The organism is Paenibacillus faecis, from assembly GCF_008084145.1.
Taxonomy (GTDB): Bacteria; Bacillota; Bacilli; order Paenibacillales; family Paenibacillaceae; genus Fontibacillus; species Fontibacillus faecis.
On sequence record NZ_VSDO01000001.1, the window covers coordinates 462,860 to 488,909 of the forward strand.

A 26,050-nucleotide genomic window follows, 5' to 3' on the forward strand; every position below is an offset into this window, starting at 1 on the left:
GTCAAGTAGACAGTACAAAAAATAAAAGTCAATTAAGCGGCCTTGGTCCTGAATTCCATTGGACTGAGGCCGTTTAGTTTTGCTTGTAGTCTTTCATAATTGTAAAAGTGTATGTAGTCATCAATATCCTTTTTGAGTTCCTCAAAGCTTCGGTAGGTATGCAAATAATACTTTTCACATTTCAAGGTTCCCCAGAAGGATTCCATCGGTCCATTATCAATGCAACGACCCACACGGGACATACTCTGCTTTATTTTAGCTTCGTCCAACAGCTCCTTAAAGCGCAGTGATGTATACTGAAAACCGCGGTCACTATGAAGCAGCGGTGTGCTATCGGGTGCTGACTGCAGGGCTAGATCCAACGTCTGAAACACGAGAGGATTATTATTGGAGTGTCCCAGTACGTAGGAAATAATCGATTTGTCATGAAGATCAAGGATTGCGCTTAAATAGGCCTTCTGGCCATTACCGTATTTAAATTCCGTGACATCCGTTACCCACTTCTCATTCGGCGCTTCGGCCTGGAACTTACGATTAAGTATGTTCTCAGCCACCTGCTGCGGCGTAGAACGCTGGTACTTCCTTTTCTTTCTACGGATGACGGACTGGATTCCTTTAATCTTCATAAGTCGTTGCACTCGCTTAAGGTTAATCGCTTTTTGCATTTGTCGACACATATGTAGTGTTAATTGCCGGTAACCGAAGGTGCCCTCGACCTTCTCGTACAAGGACATCATAACCTCCGTCAGCTCTCTGTTCTCCATCTCGCGCTTCCCAGGAATGTGGTTAAGCCACTTGTAATAGCTTGACCTTGACACCCCGGCAGCTGCATAAAAGCTGTATACTGAGTGACTCTGCTTTTGGACAGCTTGAATGGCAAGGTAGATCTTCTCTTGCCGATGCTGGCTCAGGGACGCCTCCTTTCGAGATCTTGTAACTTTTTTAAGAAAGCATTCTCCGCTCGGAGCCGTTCGTTTTCGTACTCGAGCTTCTTCATGGCAAGCTTTTGCTGATCCGTTTCGCTTAGCTCTTCAGGCGACTTTGTACGTCCTCTGCCGTCCTGTAAAGCATCCTGACCACCTACTTCATACTTCCTTACCCATCCGTATACTTGCTGGTAAGAAACCTGGAACTGCCTTGCTGTTTTTGTATAGTCTTGTCCATTTGCAAGGCAGTAGAGGACAATGTCAATTCTCTCCTGCCATGTCGTGGAACGTCCCTTGGTCATAGCCGTTGTTCCTCCTGTATAGGCTTTTAAACTGCTATGACTATTATACTTCTTAATCCAGTTGGCGAGTTGCGTTCGACTCGCAATCCGATATTTATCAATGATTTGATTCTGCGACACCCCCCATCCAGATAATCCTTAACCGCTTGGTGCTTTAGCTCTCGGAATAACTCCGATTATGAGTGCGGATTTCTAATCCCTCGTATCCATATAACCGATAACGATGTTGCCATTTGGCTATTGTGGACTTATTAAAGCCATGCTTCCTGGCGGCTTCCTTCACTCCAATAAGGCCCCTTTCAATCTCTTGAAGGATGGCTAACTTCTCAATAGCACTGGGCTTGTCTGTAGGCATGAAAAAAAAACTCCCCTCACAGTAACAGGTTTTATTATTTCACCTGTCTACTGTATGGGGAGCATATCAGCAGAGTTCTGCCTTCCGATGCTTTCGGATACCCGTTTATGTATGCTCTGGGCACTCCTCTTCTATCCCTTCACCTTCAATCCCAACAGCTTCGCAAACCCGATCGCCTGCTCGGGCGCCACGGTGCATCCCGCCAGTGCGTCTACCGGAATGTCGATTCGGTCATACGTGCACGTGCTGATATCCATCCCCTTCAGCGAGGTGTTGTTGAAATCCGCTTCGTTCAGGTCACACACGTCGAGCTCCACATCCTTGAACTTGCAGCCATAAAACGTCGCATTCTGCAAAACACTGCCTGTAAAGCGCACCTGCTTGAGCGAAGCCTCGCCGAAATCGGACAGGTTCATGATACAGTTTTCAAAGGTGACGAACCCGAGGTTGGCCTTGCTCAGATTGATGCCGGTCAATTTGCAGTCCTTGAAATGGACGCGGTGGATCACACCTTTTTGCAAGACGGCATTGGACAGGTCGCAGTTTTCCAGAACCGCGTCGGTCAGGTCCATCCGGTCGAAAGTGGTATGGGCAAAAGAACATCCGCGCAGCCTTACTTTGGCCAAAATGCACCGATCCATGACCTCATATTCGAACCGGTCGCCGCTGAGCAGCCCGTTCACTAGTTCACGGTCCTCGTCCTCCAGGACATCCTCCCACCGTGCCTCGTTCAACTCCGCCGGAAGCTGAGGTGCCATCATTTTTATTCTCGCCGCCATGTCTTTATCCCCTTCAAAAATTAAATTTAATGCGTATCTAAAGCGCTCCCGCTCCGTTAGCTGTTCGGCTTTCAACCGGCAAAACCATCCCCCGGAACGCCGTTCAACGCTGCCTTCAAGCCCTTCAAATCCAATCCGTCCACGGCAAAAGCGCGCCGCACCAGCTCGGGCGGAACAAACTCATCGTACTTCCCCAGGTAGGGGGCCTCGCTTGCGTCTAGCAGCCCCTCCGCATCTCTCACCTCGGACAGCTCGGCCTGGATCGCGGTCAGAAGCTCATCCGCCCCGGCCCGTCCGGCGACGACCATGTAGTACGGCTCCATCGGCACCACCTGCCGCAAGCCCATGGACTCGTACAGGTTATGCTTCAAAAGGCGCTCCAAAGTCCGGAACTGTTTGCTTCCCGCCCAGGGCAAAATAAACACCGAATCGCCGCCCGCGGGAATCACCGGACTTTGCAGCAGCCCGCTCTCGCGGGCCAGCCGCCGCGCGCGCTCCAACCGGTTCACGGCGCCTGGAGCGAGATACGGATAGAGCGTGGAATCTTCCAGCACCTGGCGCATTTTTTGCATCACCCGGGTGTGCACATCCCCGCCGGCGCCGAGCCAAAGCGTGTCCACCTTGCCCCGGGAGGATTTGACATACACCGCTTTATGCTTGTTGTCCACCTCTTCCACCTTCCACAGCTTCCCGGCCAGCGAGAAGCAGTAGCCCGGCGGCGGCACGGTGGTGATGCTGCCGATTTCTTCGGAGCCGTTGTACACCGCATGCTCTTCGTCATCCTTGAACACGGCGTAGAAGCGGAAATTGTTGACCACCTTCTCCCCGCCGAGCCCGATGATCAGCGTCCCTTCCTCCGTCTGCTGGATATGGTCGGTCTGAAGCAAGTACTGCAGCAACTGCTTGTATTCCTCCGGCTCGAAGCCGCGAAAGGAAGGCAGCGTCAGCACCGCCCGCGCCAGCTCGGCGGGCTCGGCTTCGCCGATGCTCTTGAGCGTGCTCATCGTTTGGTGATAGAGCACGCCGACCGGCTTCCGCCGCAGATCGAGCGGCTCCACCCAGCGTTCGCGGACGTACAGCTCGATGACGGCGATCGCCCGCAGCAGCGTCCACGGCATGCGCGCGGGGAGCTGCGCCTCCTCGTCCTCTTCCTCCGCGACGAGGAACATCATCTCGGACGCCATGTCGCCCCGGCGTCCGGAGCGGCCGAGCCGCTGCACGAAGCTGGAGCAGCTGTACGGCGCCCCGAGCTGGATCACCCGCTCCAGCTCGCCGAGGTCGATGCCCAGCTCCAGCGTGACCGTCGCAGCGGCGACCGCGGGCCCGGGGCCGGAGCGCAGCGCGGCCTCGGTCTCTTCGCGCAGCATCGCGGAAATGCTCCCGTGATGCACATGAAACACATCGCGCTCCTCGCGCTTCGCGGCGATCCGCCGCATCTCGAGCGTCGTCAGCTCCGCGTCCGAGCGGCTGTTGGTGAAGATGAGCGCTTTTTTGCGGTGCGTGTGGTCATATATGAAGTTGTGATAGTTCTGCTTGGCCAGCTCCAAATGCTCGGCTTCCCGTTCATTCCGCGCGTCCGGGAACGAAAAATGCTCCACCGACAGCTTCAGCTTCCGCCCGCCCTGCGGCGAGACGACCTCGACGGGCTGCTTCGTGCCGGCCCCCAGCCAGCGCGCGGCCGTGTCGTAATCGCTCAGCGTGGCCGACAAGCCGATCCGCCGGGGAGAGCAGGAGGCCATCCGCGATAGCCGGGTCAGCTGGCTCAGCACCTGAATCCCCCGGTCCGCCCCCATAAACGCGTGCACCTCATCGATCATGATATACCTTAGATCATGGAACAGCGCGGGGATCGCATTGGGCCGGTTCATCAGCAGCCCTTCCAGCGATTCGGGCGTAATCTGCAGCACGCCGCAAGGGCGCTGCATCAGCTTGGTTTTCTCCGCCTGGGACACATCCCCATGCCAATGCCAGACCGGGACCTCCCCCTCGCGAAGCAGCTCGGTGATCCGCTCGAACTGGTCGTTGATCAACGCCTTGAGCGGCCCGATATACAGAATGCCGACCGATTCCGACGGCCGTTCGAACAGCTCCGTCAACGCCGGAAAAAAGGCCGCCTCCGTCTTCCCCGACGCCGTCCCCGAAGCGATCAGCAAATGATGCGGGGTATCGAACAGCACCCGGCATGCCTCGACCTGGGCTTCGCGCAGGGAGTCCCATTGTTTGCGGTAAATATATTCCTGAATGAAGGGAGCCAGCCTGGAAAAAGAATGGTGTCCGCTCATAGGTCAAACTCCGCCAAAAAGTCGTCCAGTTCGTCCTTCGCTTCTTTACGCGAACCCGCTCCGCCCGATGCCGCAAACTCCTGCTCCCGCTCCCCCATCAACGCCTCGAAGGTCAGCGACTCATGCTGATGCAGCATATGCAGCACGTCCATGAAATCGCGGACGACTTCCCGGGTTGTCAGCAGCTCCTCGGCGCCCAGCCGGCCTACCGCCGCCTGCATAAACGCGATCAACTGCTCGTCCGTCAGCTTCGCCGCATAGCCGAAATGCATGGCATGGATATCCCGCAGTTTTTGCAGAAGAATCAAAATCTCTTCATGCGACAGCATATCGAGCTTCAGGATCGGCGAGGTGTACGTCCGCCGCTCACCGCTGCTGTAGCGCCCGTCCATAAGCCGGGAGCGGAGAGCGTCATAGCTGAACAATCCCCGCCGCTCATCCTCCACGAACTGCGGGGTTCCGCCCAGGTAAATGCCGAGGTACTGCGCCTTCCCCTGCATCGTGTCGTTGAACATCGTCAGCAATTTCTCATAGTTGCTTTGGCGGGAAATGCTGTTGGTGATTTTGTACAAATTCACGCCTTCATCGATAAAAAGCAGCAGTCCCTTATACCCGATCCGCACGGCGAACTCCGCCCAGAGCTTCATGTAGTCGTACCAGTTGTCATCGTCGATGATCACGCCGACGCCGAGCTCCTTGCGGGCTTCCGTCTTCGTCGGAAATTCGCCCCGCAGCCAGCGGAGCGCCGCCGCCTTCCGGTCCTCGTCCCCGAGTTTGTATCCGCTCCAGTAAGCCGCCAGCACCTTGGCAAAATCAAACCCGTGCACCAGGTTCTGCAGCTCCTGGCTCACCGCGTAAATCCGCAGCTCCACCGCGTCAAGCAGTTGCGGATCTCCGGGCCGCAGTCCCGTGGCCTGCATCTGCTCCTGCTGCAGCGCGGCGATCCATTTCTGCAGCATCGGTTCCAATGCGCCGCCATCCGGCCTCGTCCGGGTGGACATATTCCTCATCAGCTCCCGGTAAGTCGCGAGCCCTTGCCCCTTCGTGCCAACGAGGCGGCGCTCCGGAGAAAGGTCGCCGTCCGCCACCGCAAACTCGCGGTCCATCGCATAGTTGCGCATCATTTGCAGCAGGAAGCTTTTGCCGCTGCCGTACCGCCCGGTAATCAACCGAAAGGCCGCCCCGCCCTCCGCGATATTGTTCATATCCTGAAGCATCGACGCGACCTCGGCCTTACGCCCGACGGCGATATGCTCGAGCCCAACCCGCGGCACCACCCCCGCCGTCAGGGAGTTCACCAGCGCCGTCGTAAGCCGCTTCGGAATTTGCACCTGTTTCATCGAGATCTCACCTCATTGAATTCTACTTTCGCCCTCGCCGCTTCCCATTCACTCGGCCGCTCTCCCAAGCAGCCCGGCGAGCTCAGACTGATATTCCTCGGGAATTTCGGCGCCGTCCACCAGCAAATCGCCGATCTCTTCCATGGCGATTTCATTAATTTCGTCCAGCAGCAGCTCGGGCATCGAGCCGGCCAGCTCGGCGATCCTATTTAAGCCGGACGTCCCTTCGCCGTTCAACAAAGCGGACAGCATTTCAAGATGCGCCCCGCTGAACCGCGCCGACATCTCCCGCCATCCGGACGGCAGCTCGTCCCCCCCTTGGATTCGGTCTGCGAAAAACGCCGCCGTCGATTCGCTCCCGGCAACCGCCTCCCGTTCGGTCCAAAGCACCGTTTCTTGTCGGGCTACCGGGCTTTCGCTTTGGCTTTCGCCTACGCTTTTGCTTTCACTTTCGCTGGACGCCGTCGGCGGAATCGCCAGTGCGCCCATCCCCATGTCCGGGAATTCCTCGGGTGCTTCCGCAAAGACCAGCCACCCCCGCTCAAAATCAAGCTCCGTCTGCTGCGGTCCCGACTGCTTTCGCTTATCCGAGTCGCGTCGCCGGCCCGGCTTGGTCTCCGTGATCGGGGTCACCGCCGTCTTAGGCTCACCCCAAGCATTTCCCCCAACGCCGCCCAATTCCTCCGCAAGCAGAAGATCGCGCACTTCATCCGACTCCTTCTGTAATTTGCGCAGCCTGGCCGTGTTGATTTTCACTTTGGGGGTCCGGGCCTTGACTTCCTCCGCTTTGCGCTGCTCGAATTCCTTGCGCAAAAAACGGTCGACAAGCTGCTCGACGTCCGGCTCCACGACGATCCCCCGCAGCTTGCCTTTGAATCCCGTCAGATCGCGGAGCTTGTTCTCCGTCAGCCGGACGAGCTGGGTCACATAATCGCGGAGCGGCAGATGCTCGCTCACCGGCAGCACGGTGACCGGAACGCTGCGCCCGTACAGTTCAAAATCGTAGACAGCGCTGCGGAACAAGTACCGCTTGACTTTCTTCTCCCGCGGCTTAAACCGGTCTATAAGCCGATTCCCCTGCGTCTTGCCCAAATAGCCGTCAACCAGGGACACCACTTTCGGCGCATACTGCTGCAAGTCTTTCCGTCCTTGGCCCGTATAAAAGCGGCTCTTCTCCACCTCATAATCGAGGAGCGGCGTCAGCATGTCCCAGGTCAGTCCGAGCGGTTCGGCCGTAAACCTCCGGTACCATTCCAGTTCCCTCAGCTCGGTCGAAAGGTTCCGGGGAAATTTCAGCAGGGGTTCCATCCCGGGCAAATCCAGCCCGAACACCAGGGCAAAATCATACAGCCATTCCCTCGCGTACACCTCCAGTTTCGGGTAACGCTCACGGTATTCCCGCCAAACCCGGAAGAGGAGATCCAGCCCCTGCGACGGCTCCCGCCAGCCGACGCCATGAATTAATTCATACATATATACAAAAAGATACGACAGATCCGTATCCGGGTACCTTCCCGCACGAACCTCTCCGCGCCAATGCAAATACCATTTCAGTTGTGGCGGCTGCATTTCCGCATAGGTCGGCCAATACGTTTGGAACGGGACGAATTCGGCCGTCTCCACCGTCTCCCCTTCCAGCTCCTTAGCCTGCTGGACAAATTGCTCCTCGCGGGAAACATACCTGAAGTTCTCCCTCCAGTCGATTTCCCGCTCCACACGATCCGGCATCACGATCCGGCTTTGCGCTTGCGGGTTCGCCCCGGCCATAGGGTTCGCAGCGTCCGCATGCTCCTCGCGGTCCGTGAAATCAAGCTCCAGTTCGGCGAACGTAAGCCCCTGTTCCCGGGTGGTTCGCGGGTTTTTATTATCCTGAGACATGCCGTGCTTGTCCGCTCCTTCGTTCATCGTCCAATGTCCTCCATCATGACACCATTATACCATCGAAGCGAAAATTTGTTCGCTTTTTTGAATGCATTTTTGTTCTCTATTATAATGGAGTGACAGTCGGCTCTTCCACGGGAGATTCGGTTGTCAGCGATAACCCGAAAGGATAACCCATATGAACAAATGGATTAAAGCCTTGCTATTTTTGCTGGGGGCTGCGTTTCTGACCCGGCTGATCCCTTTTTCCGACTGGTTCCGCATGCTCGATACGATGGTGCACGAGCTCGGTCACGCCGTGGCGACGCTGCTGGTCTCCGGCCGCGTGCTGCGAATTGAACTGAATCCCGATCACAGCGGAGTCACCTACTCCATGCTGGCTTCCGGTTGGAGCCAGATTGTCGTTTCTTTGGCCGGCTACATTTCGGCTTCGCTGTTTGCCATCGGTCTCTTTTACGGCTATGCCAAACAAAAACAAGCCCTGGGGCTTGCGGTAATCAGCGCCATGGCGCTGGCGACGATACTATTTTTCGTGAGATCGGGGTACGGGGTGGGCTGGCTGATCGGCTTTATTTTGATCAACGCGGTATTTTACTATATTGGCGGAAAGATTCGAAACTTCTACTATTTGCTGCTGGCCTTCCTGTGTCTGGAAGAGTCCGTGATGGGGCCGATGATCCTGCTGCAGCGCTCCGTCATCGATCCCCGCCAAGCCGGCGACGCCGCCAATTTGGCCGATCTGACCCTGGTGCCGGCACTGGTGTGGTCGATGATTTTCATCGTGATTTCCCTTTGGTGCGCACTCTTCGCGCTGCAGCTGTACTGGAAGCGGGACCGGGCGGCTAGACCGAACAGATCCGAAATGACACCAAGGATGCGGTCCGGATTATGACTTTCGGGGAGAGCTGTCCGGGGCGAAAGAAAGCCCCTTCTCCTCCAAGGCTTCGCGCAGGATCCTCACGGCTTTGGGGCCTACTCCATGCAGCTTGAGGAGATCTCGTTCGCGGATCGAAGCGAGCTGGTCCAGCTCCCGGTATCCCGCTTGGGCAAGAGCCCGCGTCGCAGGCTTACCGATATGCTTCGGAATCTCGCTATCCGCAGCCTCCCTTTTCACGGATATTCCATGAAAATAGGCGCCAAAGACCTCATCCAGCCGGTCCACCATATCCGGAAAATGCTCCTCACCCGGCAGCCCCTGAATGGAATATTGATCGTTAGGGCAATAATTCCACATAAAGCTGCGGTAGATAAAAGAAAACACCTTAGCGATCGCAGCGCTGATCCCTCGCTCCAGCCGCGGTTCCCGTTTCGTAGCTTCAATGATATCGACCATCGCGTGGTACAGTTCCCAGTATGAAGCCTCATGAAACAAGTCCTCTTCGTGCAAATAATAAATAAAACTCCCCTTTTGCCCGTTACTATTGGCTTCAAGCACTTTGATCGCTTCGTTTTTCATCCGTGCTCCCCCTTCCTTCATCGTTCAATTTTCAACCGCTCAACACGCCAATTTAGCTGGAATGGTTCCCGCTAAACGATCCGCCTGGCCGCCTTAAGTCACTTTATCTCCTCAGGAACCGAGTCCGTGCATCCTTTTGAATTCCTCGGGGCTCATTCCAGTATACCGTTTAAACACCGCGCAAAAGTAGCTGGAGTTTTCGTATCCCGCCCTTTGCGCAATCTCGTAGATCTTTTTGCCGCGCTCCGTAAACATTAACTTTTTGCTCAGATTGACGCGTTCTTGATTGATATAAGCTAGTGGCCGGAGCTTCAGCGTTTTTTGAAAAAGGCGGCACAAATATTGCGGCGAAACGCCCGCGATCTCCGCCAGTTCGCCGAGCGGTAAGGGACGCGACAAGTTTTGCGCGATGTAGGTAAGCACCGGACGCATTCGTTCCAGTTCATCGTTTTTTGCCGCGGGTTCGATCAACTCTTTTTTTAGATCCAGCAATAGATTGTACAACTGCTTCGAGCACTCCGTCTCAAAATCCTCGATCCCCGTTTCTTCCGCCTCAAGCATGCGGTAAAGGGGGTCCAGCAGCGTCGATGTACGCAGCCGACCGACACCTGATCCGTTGACCCTCGCATAGGCGAGCAACTGGCTTGCTTCCCTCCCTTGAAACGAAACCCAGGCCAGTTCCCAGCGGTCGCTAACCGGCATGTACTTGTGCGGAATTCCCGGGAACAAGAAGAAGACTTCCCCAGGCCCCACGAGAAACTCCTCCTCGCCCAGGATCAGTGAGCCTTGGCCTTGAATCACCTGATGCACCTGATAATCGGGAAAACCCGCGGGACGATGCGTTTCGTCCTGATGCTCCCAGTAGCCCAGCGTCGTCATAAACACAGGCAGCCGGGATGTTTCCTCCGTCTTTCCGAAGATGATCCGGGACTTCAACGGAAAACCCTCCTTTTGTTTCATATTTTAATACACAGGGCGAATATTCTTTTATTTTCTAATACTCCACGGAATCTTATAATGTGAATATATTATAACATATATAAATTGGATTTAAGATTTGCCAATAGGCTAGAGTGTGAAATGATTCTGGAGAAGCGAAGTGTTCGCCTTTGTGAGCGGATTTCTACCTTATAAACTTAATTAAAGAAATCTGGGAGCACAGCGATCGGAAGAACATTTCACACGGCGGCCGTACATGTAAATCAATTAGTTCAATTTATATAGGAGGGAGTTGTTACGATATCATGCGCCAAAAACTCGTTTACACACCCCCGGCCAACGGTTATCCCGAGTGGAATAACAATCCGGAGCTGTTTCAATTGGGGAGGCTCGCCGCCCACACGTCCATGATGCCTTTTCCTTCCGTTTCGGAAGCGTTCTCAAACGATCCCGAATCTTCCCCCTACTACCAATCGCTGAACGGGGTGTGGAAGTTTTCGTTCGCGGAGACGCCGGACCGGCGAAGCCGGGATTTTTACCGGACCGATTTCGACGCCAGCGGCTGGGGGGAAATGCCCGTCCCTTCCCATTGGCAGCTTCAAGGCTACGATTATCCGCAGTATACGAATGTAAAATACCCCTGGTCTGTCTCCGAGCCGGAGCTTACGCCTCCTTTTGCGCCGACGCTTTACAATCCGGTCGGTTCATATATCCGCACCTTTACCGTGCCGGAGAACTGGAAAGGACGCCCTGTGTTTCTCAGTTTTCAAGGCGTCGAATCCGCGTTCTACGTGTGGGTGAACGGCGAGTTGGCAGGGTACAGCGAGGATACCTTCACCCCTGCCGAGTTCGATATCACCCCTTACCTGGTGGAAGGTGACAACAAACTGGCCGTGGAGGTCTATCGGTGGTGCGACGCCAGTTGGCTGGAGGACCAGGACTTTTGGCGGCTCAGCGGGATTTTCCGCGATGTTTACCTTTATTCGCCCGGCCCGGTGCATATCGCCGACTTTTTTGTGCGCAGCGACCTGGATGCCGATTACCGTGATGCCGATTTGCGGCTCGATATCCAAATCACCAACTATACCGGAGAAAGTACCGGGGAAATCACCGTGGAAGCCCAACTGTACGATGAAGATCGGCGGGCCGTTCTTGAAGCGCCTCTGACCTTCACCTCCGTCCTGCAAGCCGAAGAATCCCGTACTTTGCAGCTCTCGGCGGCGGTGCGGAATCCGCTGAAGTGGAGCGCGGAGGCGCCCCATCTCTACACGGTCATACTGTCGCTGAAGGATCGCGAAGGCCGTGTCCTCGAAGCGACCCGCTGCCGGACCGGATTCCGTAAATTCGAACTGAAGGACGGACTGATGAAAATCAACGGCCGCCGCATCGTATTTAAGGGCGTCAACCGGCACGAATTTTCGCAAGACGCCGGGCGGGCCATCGGGAAGGCCGAGATGATCCGGGACATCGAGCTCATGAAAGCTCATAATATCAACGCGGTCCGCACCTCCCACTATCCGAACCAGCCGCTTTGGTACGAACTTTGCGATGAATACGGGCTTTATGTGATCGACGAGACCAATTTGGAGACGCATGGATCCTGGCAATACGGGCAGCAGGAATTGAATGAATTCAATGTGCCGGGCAGCCGGCCGGAATGGCGCGACAACGTGCTCGATCGCTGCAATTCCATGTTTCAGCGGGACAAAAACCACCCGTCCGTCATCATCTGGTCGCTCGGCAATGAATCCTTCGGCGGAGACAACTTCATCGCCATGTATGAGTTTCTGAAACAGGCCGACCCGACGCGGCTCGTCCATTACGAAGGGGTGTTTCATTACCGCAAATCGGAAGCGGCCAGCGATATCGAGTCCACCATGTACGTGAAGCCCCGCGATGTCGAGCGCTACGCGCTTAGCCGTCCCAACAAACCGTATATCCTCTGCGAATACAGCCATGCCATGGGAAATTCTTGCGGCGGACTTCATCTTTATTGGGAACTGTTTGACAAGTACGACATTTTGCAGGGAGCCTTTATTTGGGATTGGATCGACCAGGCCATTCGGACGACCGCGGAAGACGGGACGGAATACCTTGCCTATGGCGGAGATTTCGGCGAGACGCCGCATGACGGCAACTTTTGCGGCAACGGGCTCATTTTTGCCGACCGGACCGTCACGCCCAAGCTGCAAGAGGTTAAGAAATGCTATCAGGATCTGCGCTTCGAAGCCGTCGATCTGAGTCAAGGCCTTATTCGGATTCGGAATCAAGCGCTGTTCACGGATCTGGAGCAATACGAAGGCGTGTGGAGCGTGGCTGTGGATGGTGTTCCGGTGCAAAGCGGGACGCTGACTTGCCCGGTGCAGCCCGGGGAAACGGTGGAGATCCGAATTCCGTTCCAGCCCAGTTTCGAGGGGGATGGGGAAGCCGTCCTGACGGTTTCCTTCGTCACGAAAGCCGATCAGAAGTGGGCCAAGGCCGGACACGAAGTCGCGTGGGAGCAGTTCGTATTGAAGCCTCGCATGGTGCCGGTGCCGTGGGGTTCCTCCGAGGCTCAAGGGCTTTCCCCTCTGAAACCGGAAATCGAGGCGGATCGGCTAACCCTATCGGGGGAAACCTTCTCTGTTTCTTTTGACCGCCATTCAGGAAACCTGGTCTCCTATAAAATATCGGGCCAAGAGCGGCTCGCCGGAGACGTGCGGCCGAATTTCTGGCGCGCGGTTACCGACAACGATCTCGGCAGCAAGCTTCATGAACGCTGCGCTTTTTGGAAAACCGCCCCGTTCCAACTGAAGCTGACCCGGTTCGAACATCGGCCGGAAGGCGAAGGTTATGCCGTCTATGCCGAATACGCGTGGGAGAATCAGCCTTCGAGCACCCTATCCCTTGTCTACCGCCTGTTCCCCGATGGAGCGATCGAGGTGGAGCAAACTTTGGTGCCGGACGGCAATCTGCCTGAATTGCCGGAGTTCGGGCTGCTTTTCGCCCTGAACAAGAGCCATGACACGGTATCCTGGTACGGCCGCGGTCCGCACGAGAACTATTGGGATCGGAAGACCGGGGCGCGTCTCGGATATTACACCGGTGCCGTCCGGGATCAGTTCGTTCCTTATCTGCGCCCGCAGGAGTGCGGCAACAAGACCGACGTCCGGTATGCCGAAATCGCGCAGAGCGCCGCTGACGGTGCGGCCGCCCTCCGGTTTGAAAGTCCAGTGCCGTTCGACTTCAATGCGCTGCCTTGGTCCCCGGACGAACTGGAAGCGCATGACCATGTCTACAAGCTGCCCGAAACCGGTCATACCATTGTAAGAATCAACCTCAAACAAATGGGCGTCGGCGGGGACGACAGCTGGGGAGCCCGGACGCACGAAGCTTACACGCTTCCCGCAAACCGGCCTTATTCCTTCAAGTTCCGGGTTCGACCCGTGTAACGGGCGGGCCCTTGAGGCGAGGCCTTGAGATGATCTTAAGGTGACTTTGAGGAGATCTTGGTCGGCCTCATAAGCTTATATAAAAAACCTGCAGATATCTGCAGGTTTTTTCCTTATCTTTTGCATTCAATTTATAAAAACCCGCAAATACTCTGCAAGTTTTTGGTGCGATGATGCACCGACGTTTCATTAAACCTGACTTAGTGCTGCCGACCCGCAATTTTTCTGGCCGTCCGCACTAGCGTTGCATTAAACCTGACATGGTGCTGCCTATCCGCAATCTCTCTGGCCGTCCGTCTTAATAGCGGCGTTTTGGGCCGTTATTTCGGCCTGATTTGCGTTTTCGGGAAAAATAGCGGCCAAAAAAGGCCGTATTTCACTGTTGCGGGTCCAAAAATCAGGTTTCGGCCCACTTTCCCCTAAAATAAGGCCCCAAAAGACCGCTATTTCCCACCGAAAGGACGAATTCGACAAAATAACGCCTCAAAATGCCCTTATTTACCCGACCGGCTCAAAGGGAGGCGATTACAGCCATTAGTCCCCTGGGGCATTAGCTCCCTTATTGGAGCCTAATTCGGTTCGCTAAAAGCTGCTCAAGAACTGCCGGGTCAGACTTTGCAGCCTGTCTGCGGAAGGCTGCAAATCTTCCGGCTTTCTCATCTCCAGCACCCAGGCGCCCCGATACCCGCAGGCCACGAGCCAGGCCACCATCGCCTCGATCGGCACGGTGCCGCCGCCGAGCCCCAAATGATCATCCGCCTGCCCGGTGTTGTCGCTGAGGTGCAGCGCCACCAGCCGGGACATCGCTTGCTGAAGCATGAGGAGGCAGCGTCCGCTGCCGGTCATATGAGCGTGGCCGCAATCGAAGACGAGGCCGACCCGCGGGGAATCGATCTCGTCGGCGATCGCCCGCAGGAAGGACACCTCCACGCCGAGCAAACCGGGGTAAGGCGGGACATTCTCCAGCGCAATGACCGCGCCGCCGCCGGCCGTCCGCTCCAGCACCCGGGTGAGAAAGCCGACGACCCGCAGCTTCGCCGCTTCGGTCGCGGTCTCAACCCCCGCTCTGGCCCCCGCCGGTTCCGCCGCACCCTCCCCCTCGGCCATGCCTACTGCCGCCGCCTCGTTCCCGGGCGTCGGCTCGGCCTGCGGCAGCGCGGCCGCCTCCTCGGTGCCCGCCGGCATGGAGCCGCCGGAGTTCTTCCCGGCCAATCCAGCCCCGGGCACCTCCTCGCTCCCCGCATGCAGGACGACATGGCGGCATCCCAAATGCTCCGCCACGCGCAGCGTTTCCACGAGCAGACGCTCGGATCGGGCCGCCTCCGCCTCGTCCCGGGCCGCCGGGTTGCAGCCGGTGATCGGCGCGTGGAGGCTCCACCGGATGCCGTAGGCCTCCCCGGTCCGCTTGAGTTCCGCCAGCCGCGCTTCCGGCCAGACCAGGATCTCTTCATGGCCGCCCTCGCACATGATTTCGATCTGCTTCCAGCCGGCCTCGGCCAAAGTCAGCACCGCCTCTTGAAGCGGTCGCTCGATATAAGCATAGGTGGAAACGGAACAGTCTTCGCGTGCGATCATCTGGATCTCTCCTTCAAATGGGATGGTCCTGCCGGGTCGGTTCCCTCATTCTTTACTTACTTGATGCCGGAATGAATAAAACTGTCGATGAATTGGCGCTGAAACGCCAGGAAAATGACCAGCAGCGGTACGATGACGAGCAGCGTCGCCGCGCTGACCTCAGTCCATTGGACCCCGACTTCGAACGATTGGGCGAAAATCGACAGCCCGACCGTGAGAGGCCGGTTTTCCACGGAATTGGTGACGATCAGCGGCCAGAGGAAATTGTTCCACTGATAGCTGATCGACACGAGCGCAAAGGCGACATAGGTGGGCCGGGACAGCGGAAAATACACTTTCCACAACACCTGCCACCGGTTGCAGCCTTCCATGAGTGCCGCCTCCTCCAATTCCAGGGGGATCGTCTTGAAAACCTGGCGGAGCAGGAAAATCCCGAAGGAAGAAGCGAGATACGGCAGCATAATTCCCAGTTTCGTATCGAGCAGCGAGAACTGCTTCAATATATTGTAGTTTGGAAAAATCAGCACATCCGCCGGAATCATGATCTGCGCCAGAAATACCAGAAACACGATCCCGCCTCCGGCGAACGGCACCCGCGCGAACGCGAAGGCGGCCATCGTCGCCGTCAGCATCTGTACGGCAAATACGCCGAACACGATGAGGAGCGTATTCAGGTAATACACGGTAAAGGGAGCCGCCGACCAAACCGTGGCGAAATTGTCCAGGGTGAAGTCCGCCGACCAGAACCCCGAAAGGGCCGTCTGACGCGAGCGGAACGCGGTCACCGTCATCCAGATCAGCGGCACCAGCCAGATCGCGGCCAGCAGCAGCATAAGGGAATGGCCGATTTTAGACACATATTTCTGCGGCATATCTTTGAGCCTTGCCTTTCTTTCCGGACGATCCGTCCGGAATTAATGATAGTGAATGCGTTTGTCGAGTCCGAAAAACTGAACCGCCGCAAACAGCAGCAGCAGTCCGATCATGACTACCGTCAGCGCGGAAGCCATGCCCTGGTCCCAGAAGCTGAAAGCCGTCTCGTAGATGTAATAGAGCAGCAAATTGCTTGAATTGTTGGGACCCCCGCGGGTCATTATCATCAAATGATCGACCAGCTTGAACGCGTTCGTCAAGGCGACGATGCTCACAAACAGCGTGGTCGGCATGAGCAGCGGGAATGTGATTTTACGGAACACGGTAAAACTCCCGACCCCGTCCATTTGGGCGGCTTCATACAACTCTTTGGGGATATTTTGCATGCCGGCCAGATAAAAAATCATCAAATAGCCCGCTTCCTTCCAAATGATCATGATGATCATCGCCCACAGCACGAGGCCCGGCGTACCGAGCCAGTTCAGTTCGGCCTGTCCGGTCCAGGAGAGGAGCCGGCTGACCAGACCGTATTCCGGCGTGTAAATAAACAGCCAGATGTTGGCGACCGCGATCATGGGGATCAGCGTCGGGTAAAAGAAGGCCGTCCGCATAAATCCTCTTCCCCGCATCATCTTATTGGCGAAAACCGCCATCAAGAGGGCCAGGGCGATCCCCGTAGGAACCGTCCCCAGCGCGAATATCGCATTATTGCCCATCACCTTTTTGAACACTTCGTCCTCCGCCAACCTGCGGAAGTTATCCCATCCGACAAATAGGGGCTCCGGCGCGGCGAGGTCGGCCTGAAACAAACTGAGACGAAGCGTCAGAAAGATCGGATAGAAAGTAAACAACGCCAGAATAACCAAAGAAGGCAGCAGCAAAATCCAGGCAAAGGCGTTGTTTCTCCAGCGGCTTCCGGCCATGCTATTTATTGAAGGAAGCCAGAGCCTGATCGGCTTCCGTCTGGGCTTTCTTCAAGGCCTCCGCAGGAGACAATGTGCCGGTCAATGCCGCCTGAACGTTATCGTTCAAAATTTTCATCACCTTGCCGTTATTGTGCGTGGACAGTTCGGCTGCCGCATATTCCAACTGATCGCGGGCCACCAGCGCCGCCGGGAACTCGCCCGCATACTTCTTCATCCGCTCCGTTTCATAGGCGGACTTGCGCACCGCGACATAACCGGTATCGATACTCCACTGGGCCGCGCGCTCCGGCTCGGTCATAAATTTAACGAATTCCCAGGCGGCCTGCTGCTTTTCCGGACTGATGTCTTTGAAAATATAGAAGTTGCCTCCGCCCGTCGGACTGCCGTACTGCTTTTTAGCCGGCAGGAAACTGACGCCAAAATCAAATGTGGCGTTCTTCTTGACGTTCGTCAGGTTCCCCGTCGTATGGTACATCATCGCGGTCTTGCCTTCCAGGAAGTCGGACGGCACCGTGCTCCAATCCGTGACCCCTTCCGGCATCGCCTTATGCTTGGCCGCAAGATCCACCCAATATTGAAGTCCTTCCACGTTCTCCGGGGTGTCGAACATCACCTTTTTACCGTCCTGGGTCATCAGGTTTTCCCCGTTTTGCAGCGCGAAAGTCTGCATCATCCAGTAAGCGAAGCCCGTAACCGGGATTTCCAGCCCGTGGCGTCCGTCCTTTTTCAGCTTGATCGCGTAGTCCTGCATTTCCTCCCAGTTCGCCGGCCCTTTTTCCGGGTCCAGTCCGGCTTCCTTGAACATCTCCTTGTTGTAGTACAGAACGATCGTGCTGCGCTGGAACGGGATGCTGTAGGTATGACCGTCCGTTTGCGAATTCGCCATGAAGGCGGGATAGAAATCCGCCAAATAATCGTTGCCTTCCTTGGCGATGAAGTCGTCCAGCGGAACGATCGCGGTCATATCCAGCAAACTGAACAACTCCGTGGATTGCAGTACCGCCACATCCGGCGGCTGCTTCGCTTGAACGCCCGCCTGCGTTTTTACCGCGGTATCCGCATAACTGCCCGTATACACGGGGGTGACATCGATGTCGGGATGCTCTTTTTCAAAATCGGCGGTCATCGCTTCGATCGTATTGGTCAAAGGACCGCCGACCGCAATCGGGTAGTAGAAGGTCAGCTCCGTTTTCTTCCCGCCGTTCGCCGCGGACGCCGTCTGAGCCGTCCCTTGGGAAGCCGCCGCGTCATCTCCCTTGCCGTTGCTGCTCCCGGTTCCGTTCCCGTTTCCGCTGCCTCCACCGCATCCCGCAAGCAGCGACAGCCCTAAGGCCGCCGCAAGTACTTTCGTGCTCCATTTCCGCATAACGTCCATCTCCTCCAATTTAGTTTAGCTGTTTCCGGAAGAACTCCCGAGCTTTAGGGGCCGGCATTTCTTCCACTCTACCAAATCCGTATATTTCTTTCGTAAGCATGGGGTAAAAATGCTGTAAAATTCCGCCCGCCGGTTAAACGATCGTTCCGGCCCGCTGGGAGCGCGGAAGCATCTCATCCATCGTCGCCCAGATGTAATCCGGCCGAACCGGGAACCGGTCCAGGTCCGTAAGCGTCGATACCCCCGTCAGTACGAGCGCCGTGCGCATTCCGTGGCCGGCGCCGAACAGGATGTCGGTGTCCAGCCGGTCGCCGACCATCAGGCAGCGGTCCCCGTCCGTGCCGCTCCAATCCAGCACCTTGGCGGCGTAGTAGGCGGATGGCTTGCCGATGATCTCCTCCACCGTTCCCAGGCTCGCGGCCTCGATCGCCTTGACCATGGACCAGGTGTCGGGGATCAAATCGCCGTCCACCGGGCAGTTCGGATCGGGATTCGCCGCGATCAGCCGCGCGCCGCCCTGGACCGCCTTCATCGCGCGATGCAGCTTCCCGTAGTTGAACTCCCGGTCCATACCGACGAGCACATGCGTCGCTTCGGACGGATTCTCCGTCGTATCGACCCCCTCGGCGGCGAGCTCCCGGACCAGCGCCTGTTCCCCGGCGACGAGAACCCGGACCCGTTCGGGCCGTTCTCCGAAATAAACGGCCGACATCGACCCCGCCGTGACGATTTCTTCCTCGTACGCCGCCAGTCCAAGCCGCCGGAGCCGGTCACGGCATTCCTTTCTCGTCCGGATGGTCGTGTTGCTCAAGAATCTTACCTTCTTCTCCTGGCTCCTTAAATAACACAGCGTTTCCCGCACGCCGGGCAGCAGGACGTCACCCAGAAAAATCGTGCCGTCCAGATCAAAAAAGTACGTCTCAAATGACAGCGTGTCCGGCAATGATTGAACAGCCTCCTTTGGGGCGGACAACACAAAAAAGCCCGTTATGCAGCCGCCCTGGAAACGGACATGGCGAACCATGCCGTTTCCGGCTCTCTGCATAAGGGCTTTCTCCTCGTCTCCGACCCTAAATTATGAAATTGAACTTGAAACTCTAAGCTTTCTTTCTCCTCTAATGTAGCCCCCCAGTGTCAAGGGCGTATTAACGTCGTGTTAAGACATTGCAAAAGAATGCCACAAGCTTTGATTTCCCATGGATACCGCGGCGGCCCCGGCGCGCAGCGCCGTTTCGATTTCCTCATGGTCCTTGATCAGGCCTCCCGCGATGATCGGCAAAGACGTGCTCGCCCGCAGCTCGCCGATCACTCTCGGGATCAAGCCCGGCATTACCTCCAGCGCGTCCGGCCGGTTTTGGCGCACGGTATGAATACCGTGTTCCAGGGCCGACGTGTCGATGAGGAACAATCGTTGGATCGCCTGAAGCCCGCACTTTTTGGCCTGTTTGACCATATGGCTTTTGGTCGATATGATGCCTGTCGGTCGAACCTTGTCCGCGATGTATTCCACGGCGACGGGGTCGCTGGCCAGGCCCGCCAGAAAATCGACATGGAGGAACACTTTCTTCCCCGCCTCATCCGCCTGCCGGACATAGTGCTGCACCGTAAACAAATCGCCAGTCAGCAGGAACAAGATCGGCCAATCGCTGGCGCAGGCCGCCGCCAGATCCTCCGGCTTTCTCACGGCGGGGATGATCGTTCGTCCCCAGGTTCCCGTGAACAGTCCATTTTTCATTCTCACGCCTCCTTGTTGTTTGTCCCTAGTATAGAGGCCGTTTATCAGCGCTGGATTAACATCTACTCCAAATCGCCGCACCATTGAAGGAAGCGATACAGCACAACCGCGGACTGTGCGCGTGTGGACGATGCGGCCGAATCCAGCCGGTTCCCGGTGACGCCGTTGAACAGGCCGGCCTGAAGGACCGTTTCCCAATCCGCCCGCCCCCATCTGATTTCCGCGGCGTCCTTGAAGCCGTCCAGCCGCCGGGTGCCTTCACCAGATCCGGATCCGGAACCGGCAGCGGAGCCGGAGATCCGCATCGCTCTGGCCATCATCGCCGCCTGCTCCCCGCGGGTGACGGGGGCGTCGGGGCGGAAGGTCCCGTCTTCGTATCCGCCGGCGAGCCTGGACTGAACCGCCGCCCGTACATAAGGGGCGAACCAATCCGCGGGAGCGACATCCTTCATGGCCGGGCCCGATGTTTCACCGCTCCCCGCCGTCAGACCGGCTTCTGACTTCGCATCCAGGCCCAGGGCCCGAACCAGCATGGCCGCGAATTCGGCCCGCGTCACGGGGCGGCCCGGTTCAAACGCCCCGCTGCCGGTTCCCTCCAGCAGCAGCCGCTCCGCCAGCTTCCGGGCTTCTTGCTCCGCCCAGTGACCCTTCATGTCGGCAAATGCCTTTTCCATGGACAGTATGGTAAAGATTCCGTTTTCGCCGCGCGTCAATATCACCTCGTTGGCTTCGACGACATAACGGCTCGGCGTATAAACCAGTTTGTTCCCGGCCCGATCGAAACGAACGCCCGTCCCTGTACGGCTTTTCCCGCCGTTATTGGTTCCGATGTATTGAACCGCGTTAGCGATCGGGAAAGGCACGCTGCGCTCCGACGCGGATCCGTCCCCGGATGATAGGCGAAGCCCGAATTCCACAACCGGACCGGCCAGCCTTCCTCCGGCGCGTTCGGCCGCTTTTGCCACAGCGGATCTCTCCGGTCCGTTCAGTTCGCGGACGGTGACGACAAGCTCGGCGGAATCGGCGGCGGTGCCTCCGAGTAAACGGGAGGCCTCAGCAAGATCGATGTTCCGCAGCGGCAGTCTGTAGCCGGCCTGCAGATCCCGGTTGACCAGCGTCAGCGTAATTTCAGTCCGCCGTAACGACTCCGGCGTCAGACCTGCTAAAGGAACCCTAACACTCTCCCCTCTAAAGCGGACCTCGACAGGTTTTCCCGCCTCCACAGCTTTTTTCAAGTCCTCCGTTCTAACGGCTCCACTTGTCGCTTCAAGTACGGTAGTCCCGGCGCCGGTATCAGGCTGCCCAGTCTCACTGCCCGCCGGTGTTCCGGGAAGGCCTTGCGATCCGCCAGGTTTGCCGGAGCTTCCGTTCCCGTTTCCGCCGGTACCTCCGCCGTTGCCCGGCGTTTCGCCGCCGTTATGGCCCCCGCGAACCGCGATCTCGATCGGCTCCGAATACAGATCATAGGTGCCGCCCCCTTCGATCGCAGCCGAGTAGCGCAGCAGCGCATAGGCCTTTCCGGCGGCTCCGACCGCCTTGACGGTGTTACCGTCCGCCTGAAGAATATCGCTTCCCTCGATGATCACAACGTCCGGCGCAACCTCTTTTTTGTCGCCCCTATAGGTTTCCGCGACCGCGCTTATACTCCGGGATTCCCCCTGGTTTAACACCAGCGCGGATTCCTTCGCGGACAGCGCAGCCGCCCAATCCGAAGCGTAGTACGTATAGTCCGTCGTGATGGCAAACGCGCCCATCTTGAAGTACTTGATGATATCATCGCGCTTGTTCAGGGTCCACGGGGAAATCAGCAGCCCGCGGTGCTTGGCGGCTTCCATAAATTTCGGCCCGAGACCGTTAAAATCCGTATTATAAGTCCAGTTTTGCCTGGACAGCGCTTTGATCGTCTCCCGCAGCGAACCTTCCACATTGGATTCGCTCGACAAATAACCGGTCAGCAGACCCGCGTTCATTTCCGGCATCAAGAGAGCAAGCCGCTCCAGTTGAGCCGGATAAAAAGACATCACATTGACGATATCTTCCGCCTTGTATTTTCTGACGGTTTGTACGAACGCATCCACCGCCCCGGGGGTTTGGGTCTTGATCTCCGCATAAACCAGGCGTCCCCGCTCCCGGGCCAGCTGCAGCTGCTCGTCCAGGGTCGGCATCCTCACCAGCGAATAACCTTGCGGATAAGGCTTGTTCGCGTTCAGCGCTTTGAGCTGCTCCAGGGTGAAATTCTCGACCTGCCCTCTTCCATCCGTCGTCGTTTCCAGGGAAGCATTGTGGGTGATGATCAGATATCCGTCCTTGGTCAGGAACATGTCGTTCTCAATGTAATCGGCACCGGCCTCAATCGCCAAAATATTGCTCTCGATCGTATTCTCCGGGGATACGGAAGGCATGCCGCGATGCCCGATCATGTACACTTTGCGAACCAGCGTCGTATCGCGGTTGTAGAGCTCCAGCGCTTCGTGCGCTTTCACCGGCTCGGCGGCCACAACCCCGTTGACGCCCGCCGTGATCAAACGGTGCAGCGGCAGGGGCCCGCCGGTTGTGCCCGGGGCTTCCTGCGCCCAGACCATCACCGCCAGCTTCTGCAGATAAGCCACGTTATCCCGGGTAGCCGCCCCCGCCGGCAGCAGCGCGACTCTCGCCTGGCTCGACGCGGTTTGTCTGCGGATATCGAGCAATTGCTCCGGCGTTGGATGGAGGAGGGAAATGAAGTCCAGGATGCCGCGGATCATCGGATAAGCCGCTCTGGCCCGCCGGACCAAGTCCGGACGGTCGGAGACGACGAAGGCGTCCTCCAAACCGCGCTCGCGCAGCTCGTGAACGAGCCGGTCAACCGCCAGCTCTTCTTTGACATAAAAGGCCGGAATGACCTTCTCCCCCATCGTCTCGAGCACGTCGCTCAGCGGGGAAATCACCTTGCCGCCGTACTTTTCGGTCACGGCAAGATCGGCGTTGATATGAATAATCGCCGTGGCCGGCAGCCGTCCGTCCTTTAGTTTCGCGAGATCTTGGCCATACACCACCTCGGTGACGACCGTAGGCGCCATCGCGATCCGGGTATCGGGTTCCGACACTTTGACAAACGGCGTGATCTCCTGAACCGGAAGCGGCTGCTCCAGCAGAGTCACCCGGATATTATCGATCCGCATGGTACTGCCGTCGGCTTGAAATCCGATAAGTCCCTTGTTGTACGCCTCCGCCTTCGCCGTATCGATCACCATCCGATCGTTGATATACTCCTGGACGCGATTGCCGTACACTTTTACCGTATACCGAAGCGGCTTCCCTTCCTCCATCGGCTCGGTATAGGAACCGCGATCCATCACGTTCCATTGATTGGACGCCGTGCGCTCCGCAAACTCCACCCCGTTGTAAACGGAAGGATCTTTGCGTACGGCCATCTGGTAATAGGGGGAATCCCCGTTTTGAACCCGGAACATGATGGAATTCCACCGCGCGGTGTTATTGGCTGCCGTATTCGTAATGTCCGCCTCGATTGCATAGTTGCCGAACAAGCTCAAGTAATCCGGCAGGAGGACGCGGGAGGGATTGTCCGGCGAAGCCGTGGCGCGCATTTCGAACGCCCCGTCCCGCACGCCCGCGGCTCCTTCGGAAGCGCCCTGCTTGCGGGTCCAGCCTTCCGGAAACGCTCCGTCCGCCATGCGGTCAAAATCCTCCGCATACAGGGTATATTCCTGCTGATCCGCCGCCTTCGCCACCACAATCAACCGGAACTCGGCGCTGTCGATGCCCGCCTTCACTTCATAGACGCCGGGAGCCTTCACCATGAGATCTGTCCCGTCCGTGGTAACTTCGCCGCTGTCCGCGGTCCAGTTCAACCGGCTCCCGTCGATTTCCGCCGAGGAATAGTCGCTGGACTCCGCCGTAAACCGGATATTTTTGAGCGGAACGGGGTCGCCCGCCTCGACCAGCAAATAGCCCTGATCATGCGCCAGTTTCACCACCTTCGGCCCGGTCAGGGAAGGAGTCACCCGGACATGGACGCCCGATTCCGCCTGATGGTAAACCCCCGTAATCACCGCTTCGCCTTCCTTCAGCGGTACGGGCCGATTGTCGACAATTTTGACGACGCGCTCATCCGAAGAATACAGCTTAAGGTCCTTGGGCTGGACGGGCTCAACCACCCCGTCGGAGTAATAAACGGTGGCGGTTACCGTCATCGGTCCGCTGAGCGCTTCCGCCGAATCCGGCAGTACCAGATCCAGCCGGTCCGCGGTAAGACGGGTCACCTTCAGATTGTCGAAGGAAACGGAAGCCTGATCCGCCTGGAAGCCTACCTTCCCCCGTTCCAAAAGCCCGCTGTCCAGCGTGGCGTCCATCAGCAGGGCGAACTCCGCTTCGTCCTTGGCCTTGATGTATTCCTTGACATTATCGCCAAACACCCGCACTTTCAGCGTGTAGTCCTTGCCGAGCGCAAGCGGCTGCCAGGTCCCGCTCTCCGGGACGTTCCATTGGTTGTCCGGGTTCCGGTAGGCCAGTTCGTAAGCGCCGTTTTGCCTTACGGCCATTTGATTGTACGGCGCCTTGCCGTTCGCGGGAACGCGGAACATCAGCGCCGCCCAGCGTGCCGAATTCAGCACGCTTTCAAACCGGACATCCGCTTCCACCGTGTAGTTGTCGGCTTGCACGGGCGCGGTGATCCGCGCTTGCCACCCGGACTTGTTGCCGTCGAAACGGAGTCTTTTGCCGAAGGGTGCCGGATCCGCCGTCCCACCTCCGTATGTGTCTCCCGTCACGGAGGAATACGTGTCCCGGGTCACCGTAAACGCCGGGCTCCCTCCATTGACGTCGGAGATCCAGCCCGGCGGAAGGGTTCCCTCCTCATACCCTTCGTAGTTCTCCTCCAGCAGCACCGGATTTACCGAGCCGGAAACCGGTGTGGCATCCGAAAGATGCACCTCGCCGTACCCGCTCGTATCGTTCCAGAAGCTGGAGGAATTGTAGGCGCTCCAATAGCTCGTTCGCTGTTTCGCCGGATCCGCCGCATCATAACGGTTGGTGACGCCGACTTCGAGGCCGAGCTGTTTCTGAAGCCGGGGGTCCATGCCAAGCATGTCCCACGGAACGGCCAGCTCGGCACTCCAGCCTTCGGGAGTGGCGTGAATCGAGCGCAGCACCTTCTTCTCATCCTTATCCGCATGATTATTCAGCGCCGCACCAAACCGGAACTCCGGCGCGCTTCCGTCTTGCCCGTAAAGCAAACCGATCTGCATATCCTCCGGGGCAAACGGGGACGACCGATGCAAGGTCGGGTCGAAAAACAGATTAAGGCTGTCCTGATCGAACCAGTATCCGCTGCCCCCGGTGATCGGCGTATCGTCCTCGATCCGCACCCCGATATACAAATAAGTGTCGTCCCACAGCAGTCCAAACCGATGGTTGTCGTTCGAAGCCGGGTCGGTGCGAACCGTGAGCGGTTCACTGACGCTCCAAAAAGACTCTTCCAAACGCCCGTCAATGACCGGAGCCGTCCGCGTCCGTACCGCCTCCATCTCCGCCCTGTTCGGTCCCTTTTCCGCAGCCGCGGCCGTAGGGATCGCCGGCCCCATATTTGCCAAGCCGGCCAATAGAGACAAAACCGTGATCAGGTGCAGCAGCTTTTTCGCTTTTTTCATGCGTTAGCTATCCCTCCTAAGAATGAGTTGAAGGATGCGGCAGATTCCCCTCCCGGCGTCAGGGCCAGGGCCGAACCCTTGGCCTCAGCTATCCGCTTCGTTGGGCAGCACAAAAAAAACCGTCCGTCCGCTCCGTTAAGCCCGCCCTTAAAGGGCATCCGGCTTTCCGTAGCGAAAAGAGGGTTTTCTCCTGGTCTCTACCCGGTATTCGATTGGGTTTTGCGATA

At 57.4% G+C, this 26,050-nt stretch carries 15 protein-coding genes and 1 pseudogene; 2 read left to right on the forward strand and 14 right to left on the reverse strand.

Annotated elements, in window-relative coordinates:
* Positions 1–32: 32 nt before the first annotated feature.
* From FRY98_RS29385 to FRY98_RS02245, 5 genes and pseudogenes are all read right to left on the reverse strand, one after another.
* Positions 33–1,583, reverse strand: a pseudogene (locus FRY98_RS29385) (IS3 family transposase).
* 131 nt (positions 1,584–1,714) lie between these two features.
* On the reverse strand, positions 1,715–2,362 hold the full coding sequence (locus tag FRY98_RS02230; RefSeq protein ID WP_148450121.1) for a pentapeptide repeat-containing protein: 648 nt from the start codon (positions 2,360–2,362) through the stop codon (positions 1,715–1,717).
* Positions 2,363–2,433: 71 nt separating this feature from the next.
* On the reverse strand, positions 2,434–4,644 hold the full coding sequence (locus FRY98_RS02235) for a DEAD/DEAH box helicase (RefSeq protein WP_148450122.1): 2,211 nt from the start codon (positions 4,642–4,644) through the stop codon (positions 2,434–2,436).
* Complete coding sequence (locus tag FRY98_RS02240) at positions 4,641–5,984, reverse strand: ATP-binding protein (protein ID WP_148450123.1); 1,344 nt, start codon at positions 5,982–5,984, stop codon at positions 4,641–4,643. The genes FRY98_RS02235 and FRY98_RS02240 overlap by 4 nt, the downstream gene beginning before the upstream one ends.
* Before the next feature lie 48 nt (positions 5,985–6,032).
* Positions 6,033–7,889, reverse strand: coding sequence for a TerB N-terminal domain-containing protein (locus FRY98_RS02245; RefSeq protein WP_148450124.1), 1,857 nt, complete (start codon positions 7,887–7,889; stop codon positions 6,033–6,035).
* A 154-nt stretch (positions 7,890–8,043) separates the two neighbouring features.
* Between FRY98_RS02245 and FRY98_RS02250 the strand changes: the two genes are divergently transcribed.
* On the forward strand, positions 8,044–8,757 hold the full coding sequence (locus tag FRY98_RS02250; RefSeq protein WP_148450125.1) for a M50 family metallopeptidase: 714 nt from the start codon (positions 8,044–8,046) through the stop codon (positions 8,755–8,757).
* On the opposite strand, the gene FRY98_RS29270 is transcribed toward FRY98_RS02250, so the two are convergent.
* A complete protein-coding gene (locus tag FRY98_RS29270; protein WP_148450126.1) occupies positions 8,752–9,321 on the reverse strand; it encodes an Imm41 family immunity protein in 570 nt (189 codons plus the stop codon). The two genes, FRY98_RS02250 and FRY98_RS29270, sit on opposite strands and share 6 nt — an antisense overlap.
* A gap of 111 nt (positions 9,322–9,432) precedes the next feature.
* Positions 9,433–10,257, reverse strand: a complete 825-nt coding sequence (locus FRY98_RS02260; protein WP_148450127.1) for an AraC family transcriptional regulator — start codon at positions 10,255–10,257, stop codon at positions 9,433–9,435.
* A gap of 308 nt (positions 10,258–10,565) precedes the next feature.
* Here FRY98_RS02260 and lacZ point away from each other — a divergent pair, with 308 nt between their 5' ends.
* Positions 10,566–13,691 carry a beta-galactosidase, LacZ type gene (lacZ, locus tag FRY98_RS02265; RefSeq protein ID WP_148450128.1) on the forward strand — a complete coding sequence of 1,042 codons (3,126 nt, stop codon included), beginning with the start codon at positions 10,566–10,568 and terminating at the stop codon, positions 13,689–13,691.
* 582 nt (positions 13,692–14,273) lie between these two features.
* On the opposite strand, the gene FRY98_RS02270 is transcribed toward lacZ, so the two are convergent.
* The 7 genes from FRY98_RS02270 to FRY98_RS02300 form a co-directional block, all read right to left on the reverse strand.
* On the reverse strand, positions 14,274–15,266 hold the full coding sequence (locus tag FRY98_RS02270; RefSeq protein ID WP_148450129.1) for a sugar phosphate isomerase/epimerase family protein: 993 nt from the start codon (positions 15,264–15,266) through the stop codon (positions 14,274–14,276).
* 56 nt (positions 15,267–15,322) lie between these two features.
* The gene (locus FRY98_RS02275; protein WP_148450130.1) at positions 15,323–16,138 is read right to left on the reverse strand and encodes a carbohydrate ABC transporter permease; all 816 of its coding nucleotides are present in this window, start codon (positions 16,136–16,138) and stop codon (positions 15,323–15,325) included.
* Between the two features lie 42 nt (positions 16,139–16,180).
* Positions 16,181–17,062: a carbohydrate ABC transporter permease gene (locus FRY98_RS02280; protein WP_148450131.1), complete on the reverse strand. Its 882-nt coding sequence runs from the start codon at positions 17,060–17,062 to the stop codon at positions 16,181–16,183.
* 1 nt (position 17,063) lies between these two features.
* Entirely contained in the window at positions 17,064–18,431 is a 1,368-nt protein-coding gene (locus tag FRY98_RS02285) for an ABC transporter substrate-binding protein (protein WP_148450132.1), read from the reverse strand.
* 142 nt (positions 18,432–18,573) lie between these two features.
* Positions 18,574–19,383, reverse strand: a complete 810-nt coding sequence (locus tag FRY98_RS02290) for an HAD-IIA family hydrolase (protein ID WP_211373267.1) — start codon at positions 19,381–19,383, stop codon at positions 18,574–18,576.
* A gap of 213 nt (positions 19,384–19,596) precedes the next feature.
* A complete protein-coding gene (locus FRY98_RS02295; protein WP_148450133.1) occupies positions 19,597–20,175 on the reverse strand; it encodes a glycerol-3-phosphate responsive antiterminator in 579 nt (192 codons plus the stop codon).
* Positions 20,176–20,237: 62 nt separating this feature from the next.
* Positions 20,238–25,823, reverse strand: a complete 5,586-nt coding sequence (locus FRY98_RS02300; RefSeq protein ID WP_148450134.1) for a glycerophosphodiester phosphodiesterase family protein — start codon at positions 25,821–25,823, stop codon at positions 20,238–20,240.
* Positions 25,824–26,050 lie beyond the last annotated feature (227 nt).